Annotated in this window: 20 protein-coding genes; 2 read left to right on the forward strand and 18 right to left on the reverse strand. The window is 72.5% G+C overall.

All coding sequences use genetic code 11. The features are described 5' to 3' along the window. Nucleotides 1-10 precede the first annotated feature (10 nt). From secF to GFH29_RS11290, 14 genes are all read right to left on the reverse strand, one after another. The gene (gene secF / locus GFH29_RS11225; RefSeq protein ID WP_153323668.1) at nucleotides 11-1,246 is read right to left on the reverse strand and encodes a protein translocase subunit SecF; all 1,236 of its coding nucleotides are present in this window, start codon (nucleotides 1,244-1,246) and stop codon (nucleotides 11-13) included. After that, nucleotides 1,246-3,012, reverse strand: a complete 1,767-nt coding sequence (gene secD / locus GFH29_RS11230; protein WP_153323670.1) for a protein translocase subunit SecD — start codon at nucleotides 3,010-3,012, stop codon at nucleotides 1,246-1,248. Before secD ends, secF begins: the two co-directional genes overlap by 1 nt. A gap of 1 nt (nucleotide 3,013) precedes the next feature. After that, nucleotides 3,014-3,307, reverse strand: a complete 294-nt coding sequence (yajC, locus tag GFH29_RS11235; protein WP_228392073.1) for a preprotein translocase subunit YajC — start codon at nucleotides 3,305-3,307, stop codon at nucleotides 3,014-3,016. Between the two features lie 139 nt (nucleotides 3,308-3,446). Beyond that, entirely contained in the window at nucleotides 3,447-4,517 is a 1,071-nt protein-coding gene (gene ruvB, locus GFH29_RS11240) for a Holliday junction branch migration DNA helicase RuvB (RefSeq protein ID WP_153323674.1), read from the reverse strand. Nucleotides 4,518-4,521: 4 nt separating this feature from the next. Then, complete coding sequence (gene ruvA, locus GFH29_RS11245; RefSeq protein WP_153323676.1) at nucleotides 4,522-5,130, reverse strand: Holliday junction branch migration protein RuvA; 609 nt, start codon at nucleotides 5,128-5,130, stop codon at nucleotides 4,522-4,524. Next, nucleotides 5,127-5,687 carry a crossover junction endodeoxyribonuclease RuvC gene (ruvC, locus tag GFH29_RS11250; RefSeq protein WP_153323678.1) on the reverse strand — a complete coding sequence of 187 codons (561 nt, stop codon included), beginning with the start codon at nucleotides 5,685-5,687 and terminating at the stop codon, nucleotides 5,127-5,129. The genes ruvA and ruvC overlap by 4 nt, the downstream gene beginning before the upstream one ends. Nucleotides 5,688-5,789: 102 nt before the next feature. After that, nucleotides 5,790-6,554, reverse strand: coding sequence for a YebC/PmpR family DNA-binding transcriptional regulator (locus tag GFH29_RS11255; protein ID WP_153323680.1), 765 nt, complete (start codon nucleotides 6,552-6,554; stop codon nucleotides 5,790-5,792). Nucleotides 6,555-6,662: 108 nt separating this feature from the next. Then, entirely contained in the window at nucleotides 6,663-7,808 is a 1,146-nt protein-coding gene (locus GFH29_RS11260) for a metallophosphoesterase (RefSeq protein ID WP_153323682.1), read from the reverse strand. Between the two features lie 164 nt (nucleotides 7,809-7,972). Next, complete coding sequence (gene pgsA, locus GFH29_RS11265; protein ID WP_153323684.1) at nucleotides 7,973-8,593, reverse strand: phosphatidylinositol phosphate synthase; 621 nt, start codon at nucleotides 8,591-8,593, stop codon at nucleotides 7,973-7,975. 12 nt (nucleotides 8,594-8,605) lie between these two features. Further along, nucleotides 8,606-9,394 (reverse strand): inositol monophosphatase family protein, encoded by a 789-nt coding sequence (locus tag GFH29_RS11270; RefSeq protein ID WP_153323686.1) that lies wholly within the window; start codon nucleotides 9,392-9,394, stop codon nucleotides 8,606-8,608. Continuing rightward, on the reverse strand, nucleotides 9,391-9,939 hold the full coding sequence (locus GFH29_RS11275; RefSeq protein WP_153323687.1) for an HIT family protein: 549 nt from the start codon (nucleotides 9,937-9,939) through the stop codon (nucleotides 9,391-9,393). The genes GFH29_RS11270 and GFH29_RS11275 overlap by 4 nt, the downstream gene beginning before the upstream one ends. A gap of 58 nt (nucleotides 9,940-9,997) precedes the next feature. After that, nucleotides 9,998-10,954, reverse strand: a complete 957-nt coding sequence (locus GFH29_RS11280; protein ID WP_153323689.1) for a hypothetical protein — start codon at nucleotides 10,952-10,954, stop codon at nucleotides 9,998-10,000. Nucleotides 10,955-11,385: 431 nt separating this feature from the next. Then, nucleotides 11,386-13,371: a threonine--tRNA ligase gene (thrS, locus tag GFH29_RS11285; RefSeq protein ID WP_153323691.1), complete on the reverse strand. Its 1,986-nt coding sequence runs from the start codon at nucleotides 13,369-13,371 to the stop codon at nucleotides 11,386-11,388. A 269-nt stretch (nucleotides 13,372-13,640) separates the two neighbouring features. Next, the gene (locus GFH29_RS11290) at nucleotides 13,641-14,060 is read right to left on the reverse strand and encodes a hypothetical protein (RefSeq protein WP_153323693.1); all 420 of its coding nucleotides are present in this window, start codon (nucleotides 14,058-14,060) and stop codon (nucleotides 13,641-13,643) included. Between the two features lie 80 nt (nucleotides 14,061-14,140). On the opposite strand from GFH29_RS11290, the gene GFH29_RS11295 reads away from it, so the two are divergent. Next, nucleotides 14,141-14,680 carry a hypothetical protein gene (locus tag GFH29_RS11295; protein WP_153323694.1) on the forward strand — a complete coding sequence of 180 codons (540 nt, stop codon included), beginning with the start codon at nucleotides 14,141-14,143 and terminating at the stop codon, nucleotides 14,678-14,680. 112 nt (nucleotides 14,681-14,792) lie between these two features. Continuing rightward, a complete protein-coding gene (locus GFH29_RS11300; protein WP_153323696.1) occupies nucleotides 14,793-16,106 on the forward strand; it encodes an HNH endonuclease signature motif containing protein in 1,314 nt (437 codons plus the stop codon). Nucleotides 16,107-16,283: 177 nt separating this feature from the next. Here the strand turns inward: GFH29_RS11300 and GFH29_RS11305 are convergent, their stop codons facing one another. The 4 genes from GFH29_RS11305 to GFH29_RS11320 form a co-directional block, all read right to left on the reverse strand. Next, the gene (locus tag GFH29_RS11305; protein ID WP_153323698.1) at nucleotides 16,284-16,781 is read right to left on the reverse strand and encodes an FBP domain-containing protein; all 498 of its coding nucleotides are present in this window, start codon (nucleotides 16,779-16,781) and stop codon (nucleotides 16,284-16,286) included. Nucleotides 16,782-16,811: 30 nt separating this feature from the next. Further along, nucleotides 16,812-18,842 carry an acyltransferase family protein gene (locus GFH29_RS11310; RefSeq protein ID WP_153323700.1) on the reverse strand — a complete coding sequence of 677 codons (2,031 nt, stop codon included), beginning with the start codon at nucleotides 18,840-18,842 and terminating at the stop codon, nucleotides 16,812-16,814. Nucleotides 18,843-19,018: 176 nt separating this feature from the next. Beyond that, nucleotides 19,019-19,519 carry a hemerythrin domain-containing protein gene (locus GFH29_RS11315; RefSeq protein ID WP_153323701.1) on the reverse strand — a complete coding sequence of 167 codons (501 nt, stop codon included), beginning with the start codon at nucleotides 19,517-19,519 and terminating at the stop codon, nucleotides 19,019-19,021. Continuing rightward, complete coding sequence (locus GFH29_RS11320) at nucleotides 19,509-20,195, reverse strand: hypothetical protein (RefSeq protein WP_153323703.1); 687 nt, start codon at nucleotides 20,193-20,195, stop codon at nucleotides 19,509-19,511. The genes GFH29_RS11315 and GFH29_RS11320 overlap by 11 nt, the downstream gene beginning before the upstream one ends. Between the last annotated feature and the right edge of the window lie 76 nt (nucleotides 20,196-20,271).

The raw sequence follows: 20,271 nt of genomic DNA on the forward strand, positions 1-20,271 counted from the left end.
GTGGTGCTGCTCACTTGCGCCCCCGCTTGGATCGCGGCTGCCGGGCCGGCTGGGCCCGACCCGAGGCGCCGGTCGAGCGGGTCTCGCTCTTCGGCTTCGGGACCACGCGGCCACGCCCGGTGGCACCCATCGCGGGACGCGGCGCCTGGGCCGCGGGGCGGGGCGCGTCGTCCTCGTCGTCCGGGTCGCCGAGCGCCATCCCGGGCTCGTCGTGGACGGGCATGTCCTCGACGAAGGCCGGGACCGAGGCGTACGGGTCGACGTTGCGCTTCGCGGCCGCGCGGGCGCGGCGGTCGGCCGTCTGCACCTCGGACTCACGCGACTTCAGCTGCACCAGCAGGCGCGGCGCCAGCACCACGGAGGAGTAGACGCCGACGGCGGTGCCGACGAACTGCGCGAGGGCGAGGTCCTGCAGCGAGCTCGCACCCAGCTGGACCGCGCTGACCCACAAGATCGCGCCGATCGGGATCAGCGCCACGATGCTGGTGTTGATCGAGCGGACCAGGGTCTGGTTGACCGCGAGGTTGGTGGCGTCGGCGTAGGTCTGGCCGGTACGCCGCAGCCCGTGGGTGTTCTCGCGGACCTTGTCGAAGACGACGACGGTGTCGTAGAGGGAGAAGCCGAGGATCGCGAGCAGACCCGTGACCGCGGACGGCGTCACCTGGAAGCCCGACAGGGCGTAGACGCCGACGGTCAGGATGATGTCGTGGACCAGCGCGACCAGCGCGGCGACCGACATCTTCCACTCGCGGAAGTAGCCCCAGATGAAGAGCATGACCAGGACCAGGAACACCCCGACGCCCAGGAGGGCGCGCTCGGCGACCTCCTGACCCCAGCTGGCGCCGATCTCCTCGATGGAGATGGCCGAGGACAGATCGACGGTGTCACCAACGATGTCCGCGATCTGCTCGGTGGCCTCCGGGTCGAGCTCGCTGACCTTGATCGTGAGCGAGTCGGACCCGGCGGTGACGACGGAGGGCGACTCCGCGCCCTCGATCTCGGCATCGGCGATCGCGTCGCGTACGGCGTCGGCGTCGTCCTGGGACACGCTCTGGGTGAGCGAGGCCTTGTACTGGGTGCCGCCGGTGAACTCGACACCGAAGTTGAGCCCCTTGACGAGCACCGCGGCGATCGCCAGGGCGACCAGCAGGATCGACACGCCGTACCAGAGGGGACGGCGCCCGACGAAGTCGAGCGAGCGACGACCTGTGTAGAGGTCGTTGCCGAGCCGTGAGAACTTGCCCATCAGGCCTTGCCTCCTACCGGGACGCGGTCGACCCCGAGAGTCTCGGGGCTGAGCCCGGACCAGCGGCCGCCGCCGTTGAAGAACCTGTACCGCGAGAGCAGGACCACCATCGGGCGGGTGAACCAGAACAGCACGGCGAGGTCGATGAGCGTGGACAGGCCGAGCGCGAAGCCGAAGCCCTTCACCGCGCCCGTCGCGAAGATGTAGAGCACCAGGGCCGAGAGCAGCGAGACCGTGTTGGCCGCGAGCCGCGTGACCCGGGCCCGGCGCCAGCCGCTCTCCACCGCGACCCGCATCGACTTGCCCTCGCGCATCTCATCGCGGATGCGCTCGAAGAGCAGGATGAAGGAGTCCGCGGTGACACCGACGGCGATGATCAGCCCGGCGATGCCAGGGAGGGTGAGCGTGAACCCGGCCGTCTTGGCCAGGAGCAGCACCAGGGCGTAGGTGATCGCAGCCGCCACCACCAGCGAGGCCAGCACGACGATGCCCAGGCCGCGGTAGTAGAAGAGGCAGTAGAGCATCACCAGGAGCAGGCCGATGGCGCCCGCCCAGATGCCGGCGGTGAGCTGGTTGCCGGCGAGCGAGGGGCCGATGGTCTCGACGGTCGCGTCGTCCTCGAAGGAGATCGGCAGCGCGCCGAACTTCAGGCTGGTCGCGAGGTCGTTGGCCTCGGTCTCGCTGAAGTCACCGGTGATCTGGGCCTGACCGTTGGTGATCGGGCTGGTGAAGCCGGGAAACGAGATGACCTGACCGTCCAGGACGATGGCGAACTGCCGGTCGCTCTGCACGAGGGCGCGGGAGATCTGCTCGAAGGCGTCCTCGCCCTGGCCGCCGATCTCGAGCTGCACGGCCCAGCCCACGCTGTCCGGCGGGATCCCGGCCGAGGCGGACTTGAGCTCGGTGCCCTCGACGACGGTGGCGCTGAGCAGGAACTTGACCCACGAGCCCTCGCCCTCGTTCTCGCCCTCGACCCAGCCGCAGGTGACCAGCGGCTTGTCGGCCACGTCATCGACGGGGATCAGTGCGTCCGGGTCGTTGCCGGGCGGGCAGGTGAAGGCGTTGTAGGCCTGTACGTCGGCGGCCGGCGGGTTGTTCTGCCAGTTCAGCAGCTGCTGGACCCGCTCGGTCTCGTCCTTCGGCTCCGGCGTCTCGCTCGCGGGCGCACTGGCGCCGCCACCGGGGGCCTCGCTGGCCTCCTCGCTGGGCGCTGCGGGCTCCGGCTTCGGGGTCGCGGAGTCATCGGTCGCGAAGCCGGTGGCGGGACGGTTCTTGGGCGCCTGGTTCTGCTGGTTGCCCTTGTTCTGCTGCTTGTTACCGGGCTGCTGGTTGCCCTGCTGGTCACCGGCGGTCGGGTCCTGCGGGGTCTGCTGGATGACCGGGTCCTGGGTGCCGCAGAGGCCGTCGAGCTCGCTGCAGCCGACCAGGCGGAAGCGCAGCTGCGCCTGGCGCTGGACGACCTCGACGAGGTCGCGGCGGGTGTCACCGGGGATCTCGACCTGGACGTACTGACCGCTCTGGGTGGTCACGTCGGCCTCGGCGACACCGGAGCCGTTGACGCGGCGGTCGATGATGCCGCGGGCCTCCTCGAGGCTGCCCTCCTCGGGATCACCCTCGGCGGTCAGCGTGATGCGGGTGCCGCCCTGCAGGTCGAGGCCGAGCGCGGGCTTCCAGTCGCCGCCGATGGCCACCAACCCGAAGAGGATCGCGATCGTCGCGAAGAACGTCACCAGCACGCGGCCGGGACGGTTCATGGGCCGAGCCATGTCAGTTCTCCTCCGGCCCGTCCTCGACGGGCCCTTCCTCGCGGGCGGCGGGCTGCATGATCGAGCCGATCGCGCCGCGGACGACCTTGACGCACACGCCGTCGGCGACCTGGACCAGGATGTGATCGTCGGCGAGCTCCTCGACGGTGCCGAGGATGCCGGACGTCAGCATCACCTCGTCACCCACCGTGAGAGATCCCTGCATGCGCGAGAGCTCCTTCTGGCGCCGGCTGGCCGGGCGGATGATCAGGAGCCAGAAGATCAGCGCGACCGCGACGATGGGCAGAAACTCCAAGACGAAACCTCTCGAACGAGTGTGGGAGGGGGCCCGCGGTCGCGGAGGGGCGCGCGGGGCCGACGGCAAAGTGTAACGGTGGCGTCGCCGGCCCGGGGGCATCCCTGCGGAAGCGGGACACACCAGTTCGGCGCGTGCCTCACTCCTCCGGCAACGGTACGTCGCCCAGGTGGGCGGGTGCGGCGAGACCCAGGTGCCGCCAAGCACCCGCCGTGGCGACCCGGCCGCGGGGCGTGCGGGCCAGGAAACCCATGCGCACCAGGAAGGGCTCGGCGACCTCCTCGACGGTCTCGCGCTCCTCCCCCACGGCCACCGCCAGCGTCGAGACGCCGACCGGCCCGCCGCCGAAACGCCGGCACAGGACGTCGAGGACCGCGCGGTCGAGCCGGTCCAGGCCCAGCGCGTCGACCTCGTAGAGGTCGAGCGCGGCGCGGGCGACCTCGAGGGTCACCAGCCCGTCGGCGCGCACCTCGGCATAGTCGCGCACCCGGCGCAGCAGCCGGTTGGCGATGCGGGGCGTGCCGCGCGAGCGCGAGGCGATCTCCGCGGCCCCCTCCGCCTCCAGTCGTACGTCGAGGAGCCCGGCGGAGCGGTGCACGATCCGGTCCAGCTCGTGGGGCTCGTAGAACTCCAGGTGGGCGGTGAAGCCGAACCGGTCGCGCAGCGGACCGGGCAGCAGGCCGGCGCGGGTGGTCGCGCCGACCAGGGTGAACGGGGGGATCTCCAGCGGGATCGCCGTCGCGCCCGGGCCCTTGCCGATGACGACGTCGACGCGGAAGTCCTCCATCGCCATGTAGAGCATCTCCTCGGCCGGCCGGGACATGCGGTGGATCTCGTCGACGAACAGCACGTCGCCCTCGTTCATCCCGGACAGGATCGCGGCGAGGTCGCCGGCGTGGGTGATCGCCGGGCCGCTGGTCAGGCGCAGCGGCGCGGACATCTCCGCGGCCACGATCATCGCCAGCGTGGTCTTGCCGAGCCCGGGCGGACCGGAGAGCAGCACGTGGTCGGGGGCGCGCCCGCGCTGGCGGGCGGCCTCGAGCACCAGGCCGAGCTGGTCGCGGACCCGGGTCTGGCCGACGACCTCGTCGAGGGTGCGCGGGCGCAGCGCGGCCTCGATCGCCCGCTCGTCACCATCGGCCTCGGCGGTGGTCAGCGAGCGCAGGTGGCTGTGCTCGGCCTCCTCGAGCTCGTCCTCGTGGAACGGCACGGCCTCAGGCCTTGCTCAGGGCGCGCAGGGCCGAGCGCAGCAGGGTCGCCACGTCGGGGCTGGGACCGGCCTCGGGGGCGACCGCCTCGACCGCCTGGTCGGCGTCCTTGGCCGACCAGCCGAGCCCGACCAGGCCCTGGAGCACCTGCTCGCGCCAGGGGTCGACGGCCGGCACGGCACCCGCCGCGCGGCCGCCGACGGGGGCGCCGATGCGGTCCTTGAGCTCCAGGATGATCCGCTGGGCGCCCTTCTGGCCGATGCCGGGCACCCGGGTGAGGGTCTTGACGTCGTCGGAACCGATCGCGCGGCGCAGGTCGTCGGGGGTCAGCACCGCGAGGATCGCCTGGGCCAGCTTGGGGCCGACGCCCGAGGCGGTCTGCACGAGCTCGAAGACGGCCTTCTCGTCGTCGTCGAGGAAGCCGAAGAGCGTGAGGGAGTCCTCGCGCACGACCATGCTGGCCGACAGCGTGGCCCGCTCCCGCGAGCCCACCCGCGGCGACAGGGTGGCGAGGGTGCCGGGGGTGCAGATCAGCTCCACACCGATGCCGCCCACCTCCAGCACCGCACTGGTGGGGGTCACCGCGGCGACCTCGCCACTGACGAACGCGATCATGCTCTGCTCCTCGCAGGTCGGACAGGGGCCTGGCGCTGGGTCTGGCGCTGGGCCGTGGCGAGCGCGGCGTCGATGCGCGCCTGCGCCCCGCCGCGCCAGATGTGGGTGATGGCCAGCGCCAGCGCGTCGGCGGCGTCGGCAGGCTTGGGCAGCGCGTCGAGGCGCAGGATGCGGGTGACCATCGCGCCGACCTGGGCCTTGTCGGCGCGACCGTTGCCCGAGACCGCGGCCTTGACCTCGCTGGGGGTGTGCAGCGCGACCGGCAGGCCGCGGCGAGCCGCGCACACCATCGCGATGCCGCTGGCCTGGGCGGTGCCCATGACGGTGCTGACGTCGGAGCGGGCGAAGACCCGCTCGATCGCCACCGCGTCGGGGCGGTGCTCATCGAGCCAGGCGTCGATGCCCTTCTCGATGCTCACCAGCCGCTCCGGGACCGCGAGGTGCGCGGAGGTGCGCACGACATTGACGTCGATCAGCGTGAGCGGTCGCCCGACCTCACCCTCGACCACGCCGACACCGCAGCGGGTCAGACCGGGATCGATCCCGAGCACGCGCATGGACGACCAACCTCTCCTCGAACGTCTGTTCGGGGACCACGCTATCCGGCCGCCCCGGGCGCGCCGACACCGACACGCCCGCAGGGCCTCACGCGTGCGGGCTCACTCCTCCAGCTGGGCCATCACGTCGTCGGGGACGTCGACGTTGGTGAAGACGTCCTGCACGTCGTCGAGGTCCTCGAGGGCGTCGACGAGGCGGAAGACCTTGCCGGCTGCCTCGGCGTCCACCGGGATCTCCAGGCTGGCGACGAACTGCACGTCGGCGGAGTCGTACTCGATGCCGGCGGCCTGCAGCGCCGTGCGGACCGCGACCACGTCGGTGGCCTCGGACTGCACCTGGAAGGACTCCCCCAGGTCGATGACGTCCTCGGCGCCGGCGTCGAGGGTCGCCTCGAGGATGTCGTCCTCGCTGACCTCGCTGTCCTCGTGGTGCTTGGGCACCATCACGACGCCCTTGCGGTTGAACAGGCGCGAGACCGAGCCGGGGTCGGCGAGCGTGCCGCCGTTGCGGGTGACGGCGGTGCGCACCTCCATCGCGGCGCGGTTCTTGTTGTCGGTGAGGCACTCCACCAGGAAGGCCACGCCCTGCGGGCCGTAGACCTCGTACATGATCGTGGAGTAGTCGGCGCCGCCGGCCTCGGCGCCGGAGCCGCGCTTGACCGCCCGGTCGATGTTGTCGTTGGGGACCGACGACTTCTTCGCCTTCTGGATCGCGTCGAACAGCGTCGGGTTGCCGGTGGGGTCACCGCCGCCCATGCGGGCCGCGACCTCGATGTTCTTGATCAGCTTGGCGAACATCTTGCCGCGCTTGGCGTCGATGGCCGCCTTCTTGTGCTTGGTGGTGGCCCACTTGGAGTGCCCAGACATGCGTCCCTCTTCTGCTCGCCGAATCGGTTGTCGATCCTACTCGCGTCTGTGACCGACGTCGTAGGACGTGCCCCGAAACGCACGTGGGCGCCCCGGCCGTACGACGTCTCAACCCGCGTGGAGCGTGACCACGGTGATCTCCGGTGCGGCGCCGGTGCGCACCGGCGGCCCCGAGGTGCCGAAGCCCCGCGAGGTCACGACCGTGACCCCGTCGACCTCGTCGACGCCGGCCAGCGTCGGCTGCTGCAGCGTCACCAGCCAGCCGAACGGCCACAGCTGGCCCCCGTGGGTGTGCCCGGACAGCTGGAGGTCCACCCCTGCGTCGGCGACCAGCTGGCGCGGCTCGTGCGCGACCAGCACCGTGAAGTCGCCCGGGTCGGTCCCGGCCAGCGCGGCGCGCGGGTCCGGTGCCAGGTCGCCGGTGCCCACCTCGTCGTGGATGCCCGCGACGCTGATCTCGTCGCCGTCCCGGGTGAGCACCACCCGCTCGTTGCGCAGCACGGTGATGCCCAGGTCCTCCCAGCGCTCGAGGTAGGCCGCGGCGTCGCCGGTCTCCATCTCGTGGTTGCCCGAGACCGCGAGCACCCCGAGCGGCGCGTCGAGGTCGGCCAGCGGCGCCAGGTCCGGGCCGGTGTACCGCTCGCGACCGTCGACGAGGTCGCCGCCGAGCACGACCAGGTCGGGGTCCTCGGCGTTCACCATCTCGACCGCTCGCTCCACCCAGGCCCGTCCGCGCACCGCCCCGACGTGCAGGTCGGTGAGCAGCACGACCCGGGTGCCGTCCCAGCCCGGCGGCAGCGCCGGGTCCACCACCTCATACGAGGTGACGTGGGGGCGCTGGGCCACCACGGCGCCCACGGCGACCACCGCCACCGTGGCCAGCACCACCGCCGGTGTCCCCCACCGGAGCATCCACTGCCCGGCCGCGGGGCCCCGCACCAGGCTCGTCACCAGCACGAGGACGGCGAGCAGCACACAGCCGAGGGTGAGGTACCAGGCGAGCGCGAACCAGGCCAGGCCCAGCCACACCAGCGGGCGCCACGGCGCCGGGTCGATGGTGCGGTAGGCGAGGTTGGCGGCCGCGCACAGCAGAGCTCCCCCGCCGAGCACCACCAACGAGGCGCGGCGCGCCCACACCGGCCAGCCGGTGACCACCGCGAGCCGGCGGTGTAGCCAGCGCAACCACCCCGCCGCCAGGGCCAGCAGGACCAGCACGCCCAGGACCCGGGCGACGTCGACCGCCAGGTCGGACACGGCCCGTCAGTCCGCTCAGGCGCCGATGGCCGGCTGCGCTCGGCGAGCCGGCGCGACCGCGGGGGCGCAGGCGCGAGCGGTGCCGGTGCCGGTCGTGGGCGCGGACTGCTCGGGGTGCGACATGCAGCGATCGTAGGACCACGGCACACCCCGCGTCGTGGGTCTCAGCCGGCGGCGGCCTCGGCCAGGGCCTGCTTGCGGACCACCCAGATCCGCTGGCCGACGGTGATCGTGCTGGCCACCGCGAGGAACCACAGGGCGGCGTACATCATCCAGGGCTGGTCGAAGATCGCGCCGAGGCCGGTCATCACCAGGATCGCGACCAGGCGGTCGGCGCGCTCGGCGATGCCGACCTTGACGTCGTAGCCGAGGGTCTCACCGCGCGAGCGGGCGTAGGAGGTCACCGCGCCCATCAGCAGGCAGACCAGCGAGAGCACGAGGTAGAGCCGGCTGGGCTCCTCCCAGGCGAAGTACAGCGCCAGGCCGATGAAGATCGCGCCGTCGGCGATCCGGTCCAGGGTGGAGTCCCAGAACGCGCCGAACTTGCTGACCCGGCCGGTCGAGCGGGCCATGGTGCCGTCGATGAGGTCGCTGAACACGAAGGCAGTGATCACCAGGACGCCGGTGAGCAGCTTGCCCTGCGGGAAGAACACCAGCGCACCGGCGCAGACGCCGAGGGTGCCGACCAGCGTGACCGCGTCGGGGCTCACCCCCATCCGGACGAGGAGGGCGGCGATCGGCGCGGCGACGATCTTGGTCCAGAAAGCGCGGAAATGGTCCATCATGGCCCGAGCAGGCTACCCCTCGGTGAGCGCGGCGCAGACCTCGGCGACGGCGGTGGGCACGCCCGCGACGTACCAGCGCTTGCCGGCGGCCTCGACGTGCCGGGTCTCCCCACCGAGCGCACGGATGATCGCGGCGCCCGGGAGCTCGTCCCACGGCGGTACGGAGTGCTGGCACACGACGTGCAGCATCCCGCTCGCGACGGCCATCGCGTCCATCGAGCCCGAGCCGAGCATCCGCAGGGTGGCGGCCCTGCGGGCGGCGCGGGCGAAGGCGTCCTCGACGGGGGTGCCCAGGAACGGCGGGTGCAGGTAGGTCGCCAGGCACGACTGCGCCAGCGGGCGGTCGACCAGCGGCGCCAGCGGCACGCCGTCGGCCGTCGCCGGGAGGCCCGGTCCGCCGACGTACGTCGTCCCGCTCGCGGGGTGGTGGACCGCTCCGAGCAGCAGGTCCTCGCCGTCGCGCAGCGCGAGCGCGGAGCACCACCAGTCCAGGCCGGCCACGAAGTTGTAGGTGCCGTCGACGGGGTCGATCACCCAGGTGCGTCCGCTGGTGCCGTCGTGGACGGAGCCCTCCTCGCCAAGGACGCCGTCGGCGGGTCGCTCGGCGGCGAGGGCGTCCACGATCGCCCGCTCGGCCGCACGGTCGGCGGCGGTGACCAGGTCGGAGACCGAGGTCTTCTGCTCGGCGTCCAGGCCCTCGGCGCGCATCCGCTGGGCCAGCTGGCCTCCCGCGGTCACCAGGCGTACGGCGAGCTCGGCGTCGCTGGGCCGGTCGCTGGGCCGGTCGTCGGCCCCGCTCACGCGTCCCAGGCCTCGGCGAGCAGGGCGCGGGTGTCGGCGAGCAGCTGCGGCACGGTCTTGGTGCGCCCGATGACGGGCATGAAGTTCTGGTCGCCGGCCCAGCGCGGGACGACGTGCTGGTGCAGGTGCGCGGCGATGCCGGCGCCGGCGATGTGGCCCTGGTTCATGCCGATGTTGAACCCCTCGGCGCCCGAGCGGGAGCGGAGCACGGTCATCGCGCGCTTGGTCAGCTCGCCGATCTCCACCATCTCCTCGGGGGTGGTCTGGGTGTAGTCGGCGATGTGGCGGTAGGGGCAGACCATCAGGTGGCCCGGGGCGTAGGGGTAGAGGTTGAGCACCACGAAGGAGTGCTCACCGCGGTGCACGATGAGCCCGTCGGCGTCCTCCCCGCGCGGGATCCGGCAGAACGGGCACTCGCCGACGGAGGCGTCGCTCGGCTTGTTCTCGCCGCGGATGTAGGCCATCCGGTGCGGCGTCCAGAGCCGCTCCAGGTCGTCGGGGCGGCCGATCCCGTCCTGGGTCAGGGTCTCCTCGGACTGGCTCATGACACCCGATCCTAGGGCGAGGCGCCGACACCGGGGCGGCCGGTACGGGGCGCCGGGATCAGGGCTTGCCGAACCACGGCAGCGCGTTGACCCCGGGGCAGGTGACGTTCTGGTCGCGGTCGAGTGCGACCCACTGGCTGAGCACCGCCGGGCCGCCCTGGATGGAGTGCGACTTGCCGCAGCGGTTCAGCGCCTCGGCCCGCGAGGTCTCCCCCGCCGCGCGCCACTCGGGCACCCCGAGGCTGAAGCCGCCGACGATGAGCTCCCACAGGTGGGCGGTCGAGTAGACGCCGATCTTGTAGCCCGCCTCGCGGTAGGCACGGGCGGCGCCCTGGACGACCGCGGCGTTCGCCCGGCGGTCCGGGCTCCACTCCCAGATCGTCACCGGCTCCACGTCGAGCCACACCGCGGGGACCTTGAGCTTGGCGCGCTTCATCGTGGTGAGGTTGGCACGGCTCTGCTGGTAGCCGACGTTGCGCAGCCCGCCGATCCGGGTGCCCCCGGCGTACGGCCCTGCGTCGCGGTGCTTGGCCAGCTGGGCCCTCGAGGGATAGCTGACCACGGCGTAGGCCCCGAGGAGCATCCCGCGCTGACGCACCCAGCGGACCTGCCAGGGCAGGCAGGGGTTGCGGGTGAATCCCGGGCCGTTGGTCAGCCCGAGGATCACGTACCGGGCCTGCGGCAGCGGCATCGGCTGGCCCTGGGTGGGACGCGAGGGGATGCCCAGCCCCTTGCGGCACTGCGGCCAGGAGGCGTCCGCGCCCAGCAGCGGGCGGCGCGCCTTGGACTCCCTGACCGCCTGCTGCTCGGCGTGCTTGGCGAGGGATTCCAGCTCCTCCGGATCCGGGCGGTTCGCGTCACCCGGGGCGCCCCGGCCGCGGTCCGCGCCGGAGTCCTGCGACGGCGCCTTGGACGCCGCCGCGTCGCGCTCCGCCGGCTCGTCGCCGTCCCTCCCACAGCTGAGGAGGAGCACCATCGCCATGACGAGCGCGAGCATCGTGCGGAGCACCGACATGGCGTCCAGCGTAGGTCGCTCACCCGAGGGTCGGCGGGAGTCAGGAGGTCTCCCGGGGGTGCGCGGGGGCGGGGTGTCCGGGGCGTGCCGGGGGGTTGCGCGTAACTGCGCAATTGCTGGGAAAAGCACCGGGAATCCGCCGATCGCGGTGCTTTTCCGCGCAATTGCGGGGAGAAGCACCACCCGAGGCCGAGGCGAGGCCCGAGGCCGAGCTTGTCGCCAGCCGGCCAACGATTGGTCACGAACGGCACCCCAACGGCCCGGATCGTTGTCGTTGGGGACCAAACGTCGCCGCGATGTGGCGGTTGGGGTTGGTGTGATCGCACCGCCGGGTCGCGCACCGAGAAACCGCCTCGGGTGGTGCCTTTCCGCGCAATTGCGCCGAAAAGCACCACCCGAGGATGAGCCAGAGCCCAGAGGCAGAGGCCGACTCAGACCTGCTCGCGCGCCTCGACGGCCGCCGCGATCCGCGCGATCGCCTCGGCGACCGGGACGCCGTTGTCCTGCCGACCGTCGCGGTAGCGGAACGACACGGCGCCCGCCTCCACGTCGTCGTCGCCGGCGATCAGCATGAACGGCACCTTCTGCAGCTGGGCGTTGCGGATCTTCTTCTGCATCCGGTCGTCGCTCAGGTCGACCTCGGCGCGCAGCCCGGCGGCCTTGAGCTGGGCCACGATGTCCTTGAGGTAGTCGTCGTGACGCTCGGCGATCGGGATCGCCACGGCCTGGACCGGCGCGAGCCAGGGCGGGAAGGCGCCGGCGTAGTGCTCCACCAGTACGCCGATGAACCGTTCGATCGAGCCGAACTTCGCCGAGTGGATCATCACCGGCTCCTGGCGCGAGCCGTCGGCGGCCTGGTAGGCGAGCTCGAAGCGGTGCGGCTGGTTGAAGTCGTACTGCACTGTGCCCATCTGCCAGGTGCGCCCGATCGCGTCCTTGGCCTGCACCGAGATCTTGGGGCCGTAGAACGCGGCACCGCCCGGGTCGGGGACCAGGTCGAGGCCGGTCTCGCTGGCGACGTCCTCGAGCACCTTGGTCGCGACCGCCCACTGCTCCTCGGTGCCGATGAACTTGTCGCTCTCGGGGTCGCGGGTGGACAGCTCGAGGTAGAAGTCGTCGAGACCGAAGTCGCGCAGCACGCTCAGCATGAAGCTGAGCAGGTGCTTGACCTCCTCGGGCGCCTGCTCAGGGGTGCAGTAGGAGTGCGAGTCGTCCTGGGCGAAGCCGCGCACGCGAGTCAGGCCGTGGATCACGCCGGACTTCTCGTAGCGGTAGACCGAGCCGAACTCGAAGAGCCGCAGCGGCAGCTCGCGGTAGGAGCGCCCGCGGCTCTTGTAGATCAGGTTGTGCATCGGGCAGTTCATCGCCTTGAGCTGGTAGTTCGACCCCTCGAACTCCATCGGCGGGAACATCGTGTCGGCGTAGTGCGGCAGGTGCCCCGAGGTGTGGAACAGCCCGTCCTTGGAGATGTGCGGGGTGCCGACGTACTCGAAGCCCTCCTCGATGTGGCGGGCCCGGACATAGTCCTCCATGACCCGCTTGAGCACGCCGCCCTTGGGGTGGAAGACCGGCAGGCCCGAGCCGAGCTCGTCGGGGAAGCTGAACAGGTCGAGCTCGCGACCCAGCTTGCGGTGGTCGCGGCGCTCGGCCTCCTCGATGCGGTGCAGGTGCTCCTCGAGGGCCTCCTTGGACTCCCACGCGGTGCCGTAGATGCGCTGGAGCATCTTGTTCTTCTCGTCGCCGCGCCAGTACGCCGCGGCGCTGCGCATCAGCTTGAAGGCCGGGATCCGCTTGGTGGTGGGCAGGTGCGGACCGCGGCAGAGGTCGGACCAGGCCACCTCGCCCTTGCGGTTGATGTTGTCGTAGATCGTCAGCTCGCCCGCGCCGACCTCGGCCGAGGCACCCTCGGCGGCGTTCTCCGCGTTGCCCGAGCCCTTGAGGCCGATCAGCTCGACCTTGTAGGGCTCGTCGGCGAGCTCGACGAGCGCATCGGCGTCGGTGGTGACCCGGCGCTCGAAGCGCTGGTTCTCCTTGATGATCTTGCGCATCGCGGACTCGATCTTGACCAGGTCCTCGGGCACGAACGGGGTCTCGACGTCGAAGTCGTAGTAGAACCCGTCGGTCACCGGCGGACCGATGCCGAGCTTGGCCTCCGGGTAGAGCTGCTGCACGGCCTGGGCCAGTACGTGCGCGGTGGAGTGGCGCAGGATGTCGCGGCCGTCCTTGGAGGACATCTCGACACCCTCGACCTCGTCGCCGTCGGCGAGCTCGTAGGAGAGGTCCTTCAGCTCGCCGTTGACCCGGGCGGCGATGACCTCGGGGGTCTCGGTGAACAGCTGCCAGGCCTTGGTGCCCGCCGTGACCGTCTGGTCCTCACGCGCGTCGGCGCGGACGAGGACGATCTTCTTGTCGGACACGTGGGTGCTCCCTTGGATCGGCATGGGTTCGGGTCGGCCTCGCGGCTCAGGACGATGCGGGCGCCCCCCGGGCGTCCACGCCGATCGTATCGAGCAGCGCGCCCGCGGGTCGCATCGGTTTCGCTCCCGCCGGTCCCCACTTGCGGCGATGCGCTCCTCGCGCGGCCCCCGCATACTCGCGCCATGTACGCCGCGCCTCGCCAGGTCGCGTGCGCGGCGCTCACCCTGGTGCTGGCGCTCGCCCTCTCCGCACTGCTCCCCCGGCCCGCTCACGCCGCACCCGACCCGTCCGCCCCCGAGGCGAGCTGGGGCGTCGACGGGCCGGTCCTCGCCACCGCCGTCGCGGGCGACGTCGTCATCGTCGGCGGCACCTTCTCCGCGGCGGTGAGCCCGTCGGGGGCCCGGGTGCCCCGCGCCAACCTCGCGGCGTTCTCGCTGCGCACCGGGGCGCTGCTGACCGGCTGGCGCGCCGACGCGAACGGCGCCGTCCGCGCCCTGGCCACCGACGGCCGGTCGCTGTGGGTCGGCGGCAGCTTCACCCGCATCAGCGGCGTCGCGCGTCCGAGGCTGGCGAAGATGTGGGCGCAGTGGGGCGTCGTGGACCGCTCCTTCCGTGCCGGCGTGGCCGGCGGGCCGGTCCTCGCCGTCGAGCCGGCGGGCGGGGCGCTCTTCGTCGGCGGCTGGTTCACCTCGGTCGGTGGCGCCGAGAGACCCCGGCTGGCACGGGTGCGCGGCGCCACCGGCCGCCTCGCCACGGTTCCGCCCCGCCGTGGACGGCCCGGTCCACTCCCTGGCGGCCGCGGGGCGACTGCTCTACCTCGCCGGCGACTTCGCCCGCGTCGGCGGGACGACCCGCCGCGGCGTCGGCGCCGTCGCGAAGACCACCGGCGCGCTCCGCGGCCCGTCGTACGACGGGTCGGTCTCGCCGTCGTACGGCGTCGACGTCTCGGAGGACCGCAGCCGGGTGCTGGTCGCGGCCGGGGAGTACGCCAACGCACTGGTCGCCTGGGACGCGAGGGCCGGCGCGCAACTGTTCCGGCACACCGCGATGGGCGACGTCCAGGCGCTCGACGTGCAGGGCGACCGGGTCTACTTCGGATTCCACGAGGGGTTCGGCGGGAACACCGACCTCAAGGTGCTCGCCGCCCGGGTCAGCACCGGCGACCTCGACCCCGACTTCCGTCCCACCGTGGACTCCTTCTGGGGCGTCCGCGCCATCACCGCCACACCCGACGCGGTCATCGTCGGCGGGGAGTTCTCGAGGGTCGGCGGGGTCACTGCCCAGGGGTGGGCGAGGTTCGGCCGCTGACGGACTGGGTCAGCGGACCTGCGCGGGTCGAATCGTCCGCTACCCCGAGCACCCCGGATCATCCGTGTGGCAAACTTCTTGTCATCGAACGCACGTTCGACTAGAATGACGCATGGCCTCCCCCGAACTCCCCGACAGCGGCTCTCCCGCCGCCGTGCTGGCGTTCGTGCAGGAGCAGCGGGCGGCGGCCCAGCGAGCCGAGGCGCTGGTCCTGGAGGGCGCTCTGCTGTGGGCGGCGATGCATCCGGAGGAGTCGGTCTCGACAGGCTCGAGCGGCGGGTGGCTCTTCGCCGAGGTCGCGGTGCCGCTCGGGGGCGAGGGGACGCCGCTGGTCGCAGAGTTCGCACCCCTGGAGCTGGGAGCCGCGCTGGGCATGTCCACTGACGCGGCCCGGGGCCTGATGGGGGCTTCGCTCGAGCTGGCGCATCGACTGCCGCGCACCTGGAAGCAGCTCAAGGCGGGCGCGGTGCCGGTCTGGAAGGCCCGCCGGCTCGCCGAGCTCACGACGAAGCTCCCGCCCGAGGGAGCCGACTTCGTGGACCGCCAGCTGGCCGGGACGGTCGGCAAGGTCGGCTGGGCGATGACCGAGCGGCTCGTCGACCAGGCCCGGGTGCTGTTCGACCCCGAGGCCGCGGAGAAGCAGCGGCGCGAGGCCGCGGACCGGCGGCGCTTCGACGTCCACACCCGCGAGGCCACCCACGACGGCACCGTCCGGGTGGAGGGCGAGCTCGACCTGGCCGATGCCATGGACCTCGACACAGCGATCGGCCACGGCGCGGAGGAACTGGCTGCGCTGGGCTGCGCGGAGTCCCTCGACGTACGCCGCTCGCTGGCGGCCGGTGAGCTTGCCCGACGCCAGCTGGCCTTGGACCTGCGCGCCGAAGCCGGCAGCGCTGGTGAGGGCGTCGCGTCGGCGGTGAAGCCCCGCCGGGTCGTCATCCACGTGCACCTCTCCGACGCGGCGATCTCGCGGGACGAGGCTGGGGTCGCACAGGTCGAGGAGACCCGGTCGATAGTGTCGACCGAGCAGGTCCGCGACTGGTGCGCCAACCCGCAGACGCAGGTCGTCATCAAGCCGGTCATCGACCTCGACGCCCACCACCACACCGAGGCCTACGCGATCCCTGACCGCATGGTCGAGCAGACCCGTCTCACCCAGCCGACGTGCGCGTTTCCGTGGTGCGAGCGCCGCGCCACCCGCTGCGACTGCGACCACGTCGTCGCCCACGCCGCCGGCGGGCCGACGTGCTCGTGCAACCTGGCTCCGCTGTGCCGGCGACACCATCGGGCAAAGACCCACACCGGCTGGCGCTACGACAAGATCGACGCCGCCACCTACCTCTGGCGATCACCGCACGGGTTGCACCTGATCAAGGACCGTGGCACCACCGCGCTCCTCAGCGCACACCCGCCCGGCGCGCCCTGACAAAGTCCGCTCACCGAGTGGGTCCCTCTGTGCCGCCAGGGGGGCGGCGCTCTCCGGACCGGCTCCTTGTCACGGCACGTCACTGACACGACCGGTTGTGCCGCATTCCGCGGCCCGGTCAGACGGTCGATCGCGGGCCCGCGCGCTCGGCGCTACGCGCCCCCGCGGCGACCACCGTCAGCGCGGCGTGAGCACCCGACGTACGAACGTGTCCACGTTGGCGCACAGCCGCTCGACGCGCTGCTCGGGGGTGAGCGTCTCGTGCGGCTGGGCGCGGTCGGGGCGCTTGATGCCGCGTGCGTAGAGCGAGCAGGCCAGGTCGGCGCACAGGTAGGTGCCGACGGTGTTGCCGGCGCGTCCGGCGGCGCCGGCGCGGGGCGCAACCATCAGCGCCATGTCGGTGCTGGAGTGGGTGGTGAGGCAGAACGCGCACATGTTCTTGCGCCCGCCGCGCCCGGCGCCGTTGCTGATCCGCAGCACCAGCCCGACCGGGCCGCTGTCGCCCGGGACGACCAGGTAGGCACTGTCCGGGGCGCCGGCGTCGCGCCAGCCGAGGAAGTCCAGCTGCTCCCAGCGCGACGGGGCGATCGCCTTGGGCAGCGGCAGCCGGGTGGCCTCGCCCTTGGTGCAGTTGACGAACGAGCCGCGGATCTCCTGCGCGCTGAGCGGTTGCATGAGCCCAGCCTCGCACCCCCCGCCGCGCGCTCAGTCCTGGCGGTCGGTGGCCCGCCCCGCCAGCACCTCGCGGAACCGCGGCGCCAGCGTGAGCGCGTAGGTGCGGGTGATGTGGTTGGTGTCGCGGTACACCAGCGTCCCGCCCTGCACCGGCGTGCAGACGCGCTGGCGGCACACGCCGTCACGCAGGTCGAAGAGCTCGACGCCGGAGAGGCCGGCGAGCGCCGCCTGCTCCACGCGTACGCCGCGGCGGGCGGTGACCAGGCACTCCTCGACCCGGCCGGTCTCCACCAGGCAGGACGGCGGGCTCACCTTGGCGGTCGGCAGGTCGGCGACCACCACCACCCGGATCCCGGCGTCGGTGAGCCGATCCACCGTGCGCCGCAGCCCCTCGACCAGCACCGGTCGCGAGTCGCGGGCGTCGAGCAGGTCGCCGCTGTCGCGGTCGATGACCCGGACGCCGTCGCTGGCCATCCCCAGCACGACGAGCTCGGGATCGACGGCGATCACCTCGTCGATGATCGCGGCGCGGAACGTGTCGCACTCCTCGAAGGCGCGGTCGAGGGCCCCGTCGAACTTGGTGACGTCGGCGATCGGGCAGGCGCTCTTCGACCACGCCCACAGCCGCCACCCCTCGGCCTTCGCCGCGACGTCCAGGCCGGGGAACACCTGGACCGCGTGGCTGTCACCGAGCAGCACGACGTCGCGCCGGCCCTCCGGGTCGCCGAAGCCGCACCCGTCGAGGTCGTCGAGCGCGCTCTCCTCATAACCCAGGTCGCAACCGCGCTGACGCATCGAGAACACGTCGCTCGCCGCGACCGCGGGGTTCGGGGTGAGGGCGACCGTCCGGCCGTCGCGCAGCTCGACGACGCCGTCGGTGCGCGCCGTGCCCGCCAGCACCGTCACCGGTACGGCGACCAGCGCGACGAGTGCCCCGCCGAACGCGATCGAGCGCCAGGGACGGACAGCGAGGAAGCGTGCCCGGCGCACCGGCTGCTCCACCAGCACATAGGACCCCCACGCGGCGAGCAGCGACAGCCCGACGGCGAGCACCCGCCACGGCCAGGAGTCGCTGCCGACGGCGTACGGCAGGATCACCAGGACCGGCCAGTGCCACAGGTACCACGAGTAGGACAGGTCGCCGAGCCACTGCAGCGGGCGCACCGAGAGCGCGCGGCTCAGCAGGGTCGCCTGGCCCGCAGTGCCGGTGCCGGCGGCGATCAGCGCGACCGCGGCCAGCGACGGGAGCATCGCCAGGAAGCCGGGATAGGCGAAGCCGCCGGCGCCGCTCTCCTGGAGCACGACCAGCGCCACGGCGTACCCGGCCAGGCCGAGCAGGCCGAGGGCCGCGCAGGTGCGTCGACCCAGGCGAAGCAGCGGGACCGCGGCGGCCAGCAGGGCGCCGAGGCCCAGCTGCCAGGCGCGCGCGGGGGTGCCGAAGAAGGCGTAGGGCTGGCTGACGCCGGTCTGGTGCAGGCACCAGGCGAAGGACACCACGACCACGAGAGCGAATATCAGGAGGTACGCCGTGCGCAGGTGACGGCGCAGCCCGGCGCGCGCCACGAGCAGGCCGAGTCCCACCACCAGCAGCGGCCACACGACGTAGAACTGCTCCTCCACGCCGAGGGACCAGAAGTGCAGCACCGGGCTCGCGGTGCGGTCCTGGGCGAGGTAGTCGGTCTCCTGCTGGGCGAAGCGCCAGTTGGCCGAGAAGAGCGCGGACCAGCCGATGTCGTGGGCGACCGTGCGCCGGTCGAGGACCGGCATCCACACCGCGGCCGCCAGGCCGGTGGCCACCAGCACGAGGGTCGAGGCCGGCAGCAGGCGGCGGGCGCGCCGCGCCCAGAACCCGCGCAGCGAGACCGTCCCGGTGCGGCCGTGCTCGGCCAGCAGCAGCCCGGTGATGAGGAACCCGGAGAGCACGAAGAACAGGTCGACGCCCACGAAGCCGCCACTGATGCCGGGCATCCCGGCGTGGTAGGCGACCACCGCGAGCACGGCCAGCGCGCGCAGGCCCTGGATGTCGCCGCGGTGGGTGGAGGGCGTGGGGGCCTGGCTCACGTCGTTGTCCGTTCGTCCCGATGGCGATCAGCATGACCAGCGGAACTGGACCACCGGATTCAACCAGACTGCGACTCCCCCGCCCGGCACCCGGGTCCGCCACGCCGGGCCGTGACGGATCCCTCCCCGCGCCCCGCGCCCGCCGAGCTCATCGGCCGCGGCGCCGGGCGAACGCCTCAGGCGATGACGGCGTCGACCGCCTTCTTCAGCGCGCTCGGCTGGGACGGGCGTCGCGGCGCGCGCTCCCGGGCCTCGGCCATCTCGGCGCCGATCTCCTGCAGGACCTTGCGCCCGAGCGCCTCACGCACCTCGGGGAACCACTCCTGCTCCTCCTCCTCGATGTGGTGGCGCACGTTCTCGATGAGGACGGTGGTCTTGGCGCTGAACCGCTCGTCGGTCGGCTGCATGCCCGCGAGCTCCATCACCAGCACGTCGGCCACGTGGTGCTCCTCGTAGGACTCCAGCACGTCGTCCTCGAGCTCCGGGACGAGCTCGCGGACCCGGGGGTACATCACCTCGTTCTCGATGTAGGTGTGCACGGTGAGCAGCTCGATGATCCGGTCCACCACCTTGCCCTTGGTCTTGTGGGCGTCCTCGCCGGCGGCCTCGAAGTCGCGGAAGGCCTTCAGGATCAGCTTGTGGTCGTCCTTGAGCATCACGATGGCGTCAGTGGACACGGGGAGACTCCTCGGTGGTGGGTGACGGGTCGTCCGCGCGCGAGGCTCGCGCACGGCGATAGGCGGGCTCGCGCAGACGTCGTACGACGTCGTACTGGCGCAGGCCCGGGATCTGGTGGCGCACCGGGTCGAAGGAGACAGGCCCGTCGTCGCTGGAGTCGGGGAGCAGGTGCAGCACCGCGAACGGGTGCCACGGCCCGGCCGCGCGTGCCCAGCGCAGCTCGTAGGTCTCAGCCGCACCGGCCTGGAGCCCCAGCAGCACCGGACCGGCGGGGGCGTCGTAGGGCAGCAGCGTGGTCATCGGGCGGCTGCGCAGCCGGCGCCCGCCGCTCAGCAGGAACCGGGTGAGCCGTCCCCAACCGGTGCTCGCGAAGAGCAGGTCGCCGGGACCGTCGGGGGTCGGCACCCGCAGCGCCAGGCCGTGGATGTCGGGCAGTCGCGGGGGCAGGCCGATCGCACGCGAGAGGCGTACGACGACCTCGTCCTCGCCGGGCTCGTCGATCCAGGCGACCCCGCTGCGCACCGCGGATCCGGTGCGGCGCAGGCGCCCGGTGCGCAGGTCGCCTTCGGGATGCAGGGGCTTGCGGGCGGGGCGCACCGCCGAGAGCGCGCTCGTCGCCGCAGCGAGCAGAGCGCCGCCGGCGCCAGCGGCGCGGGTGAGCGGGTGCGCGTCCATGGGCCTCCTGTCCGCGCGCCTTGTACCCCGCGCCTGGCGCGGCGACACCACTCCGACGGGTGAGGCGCGAGCACGG

This window comes from Nocardioides sp. dk884, from assembly GCF_009557055.1.
Lineage (GTDB): Bacteria > Actinomycetota > Actinomycetes > Propionibacteriales > Nocardioidaceae > Nocardioides.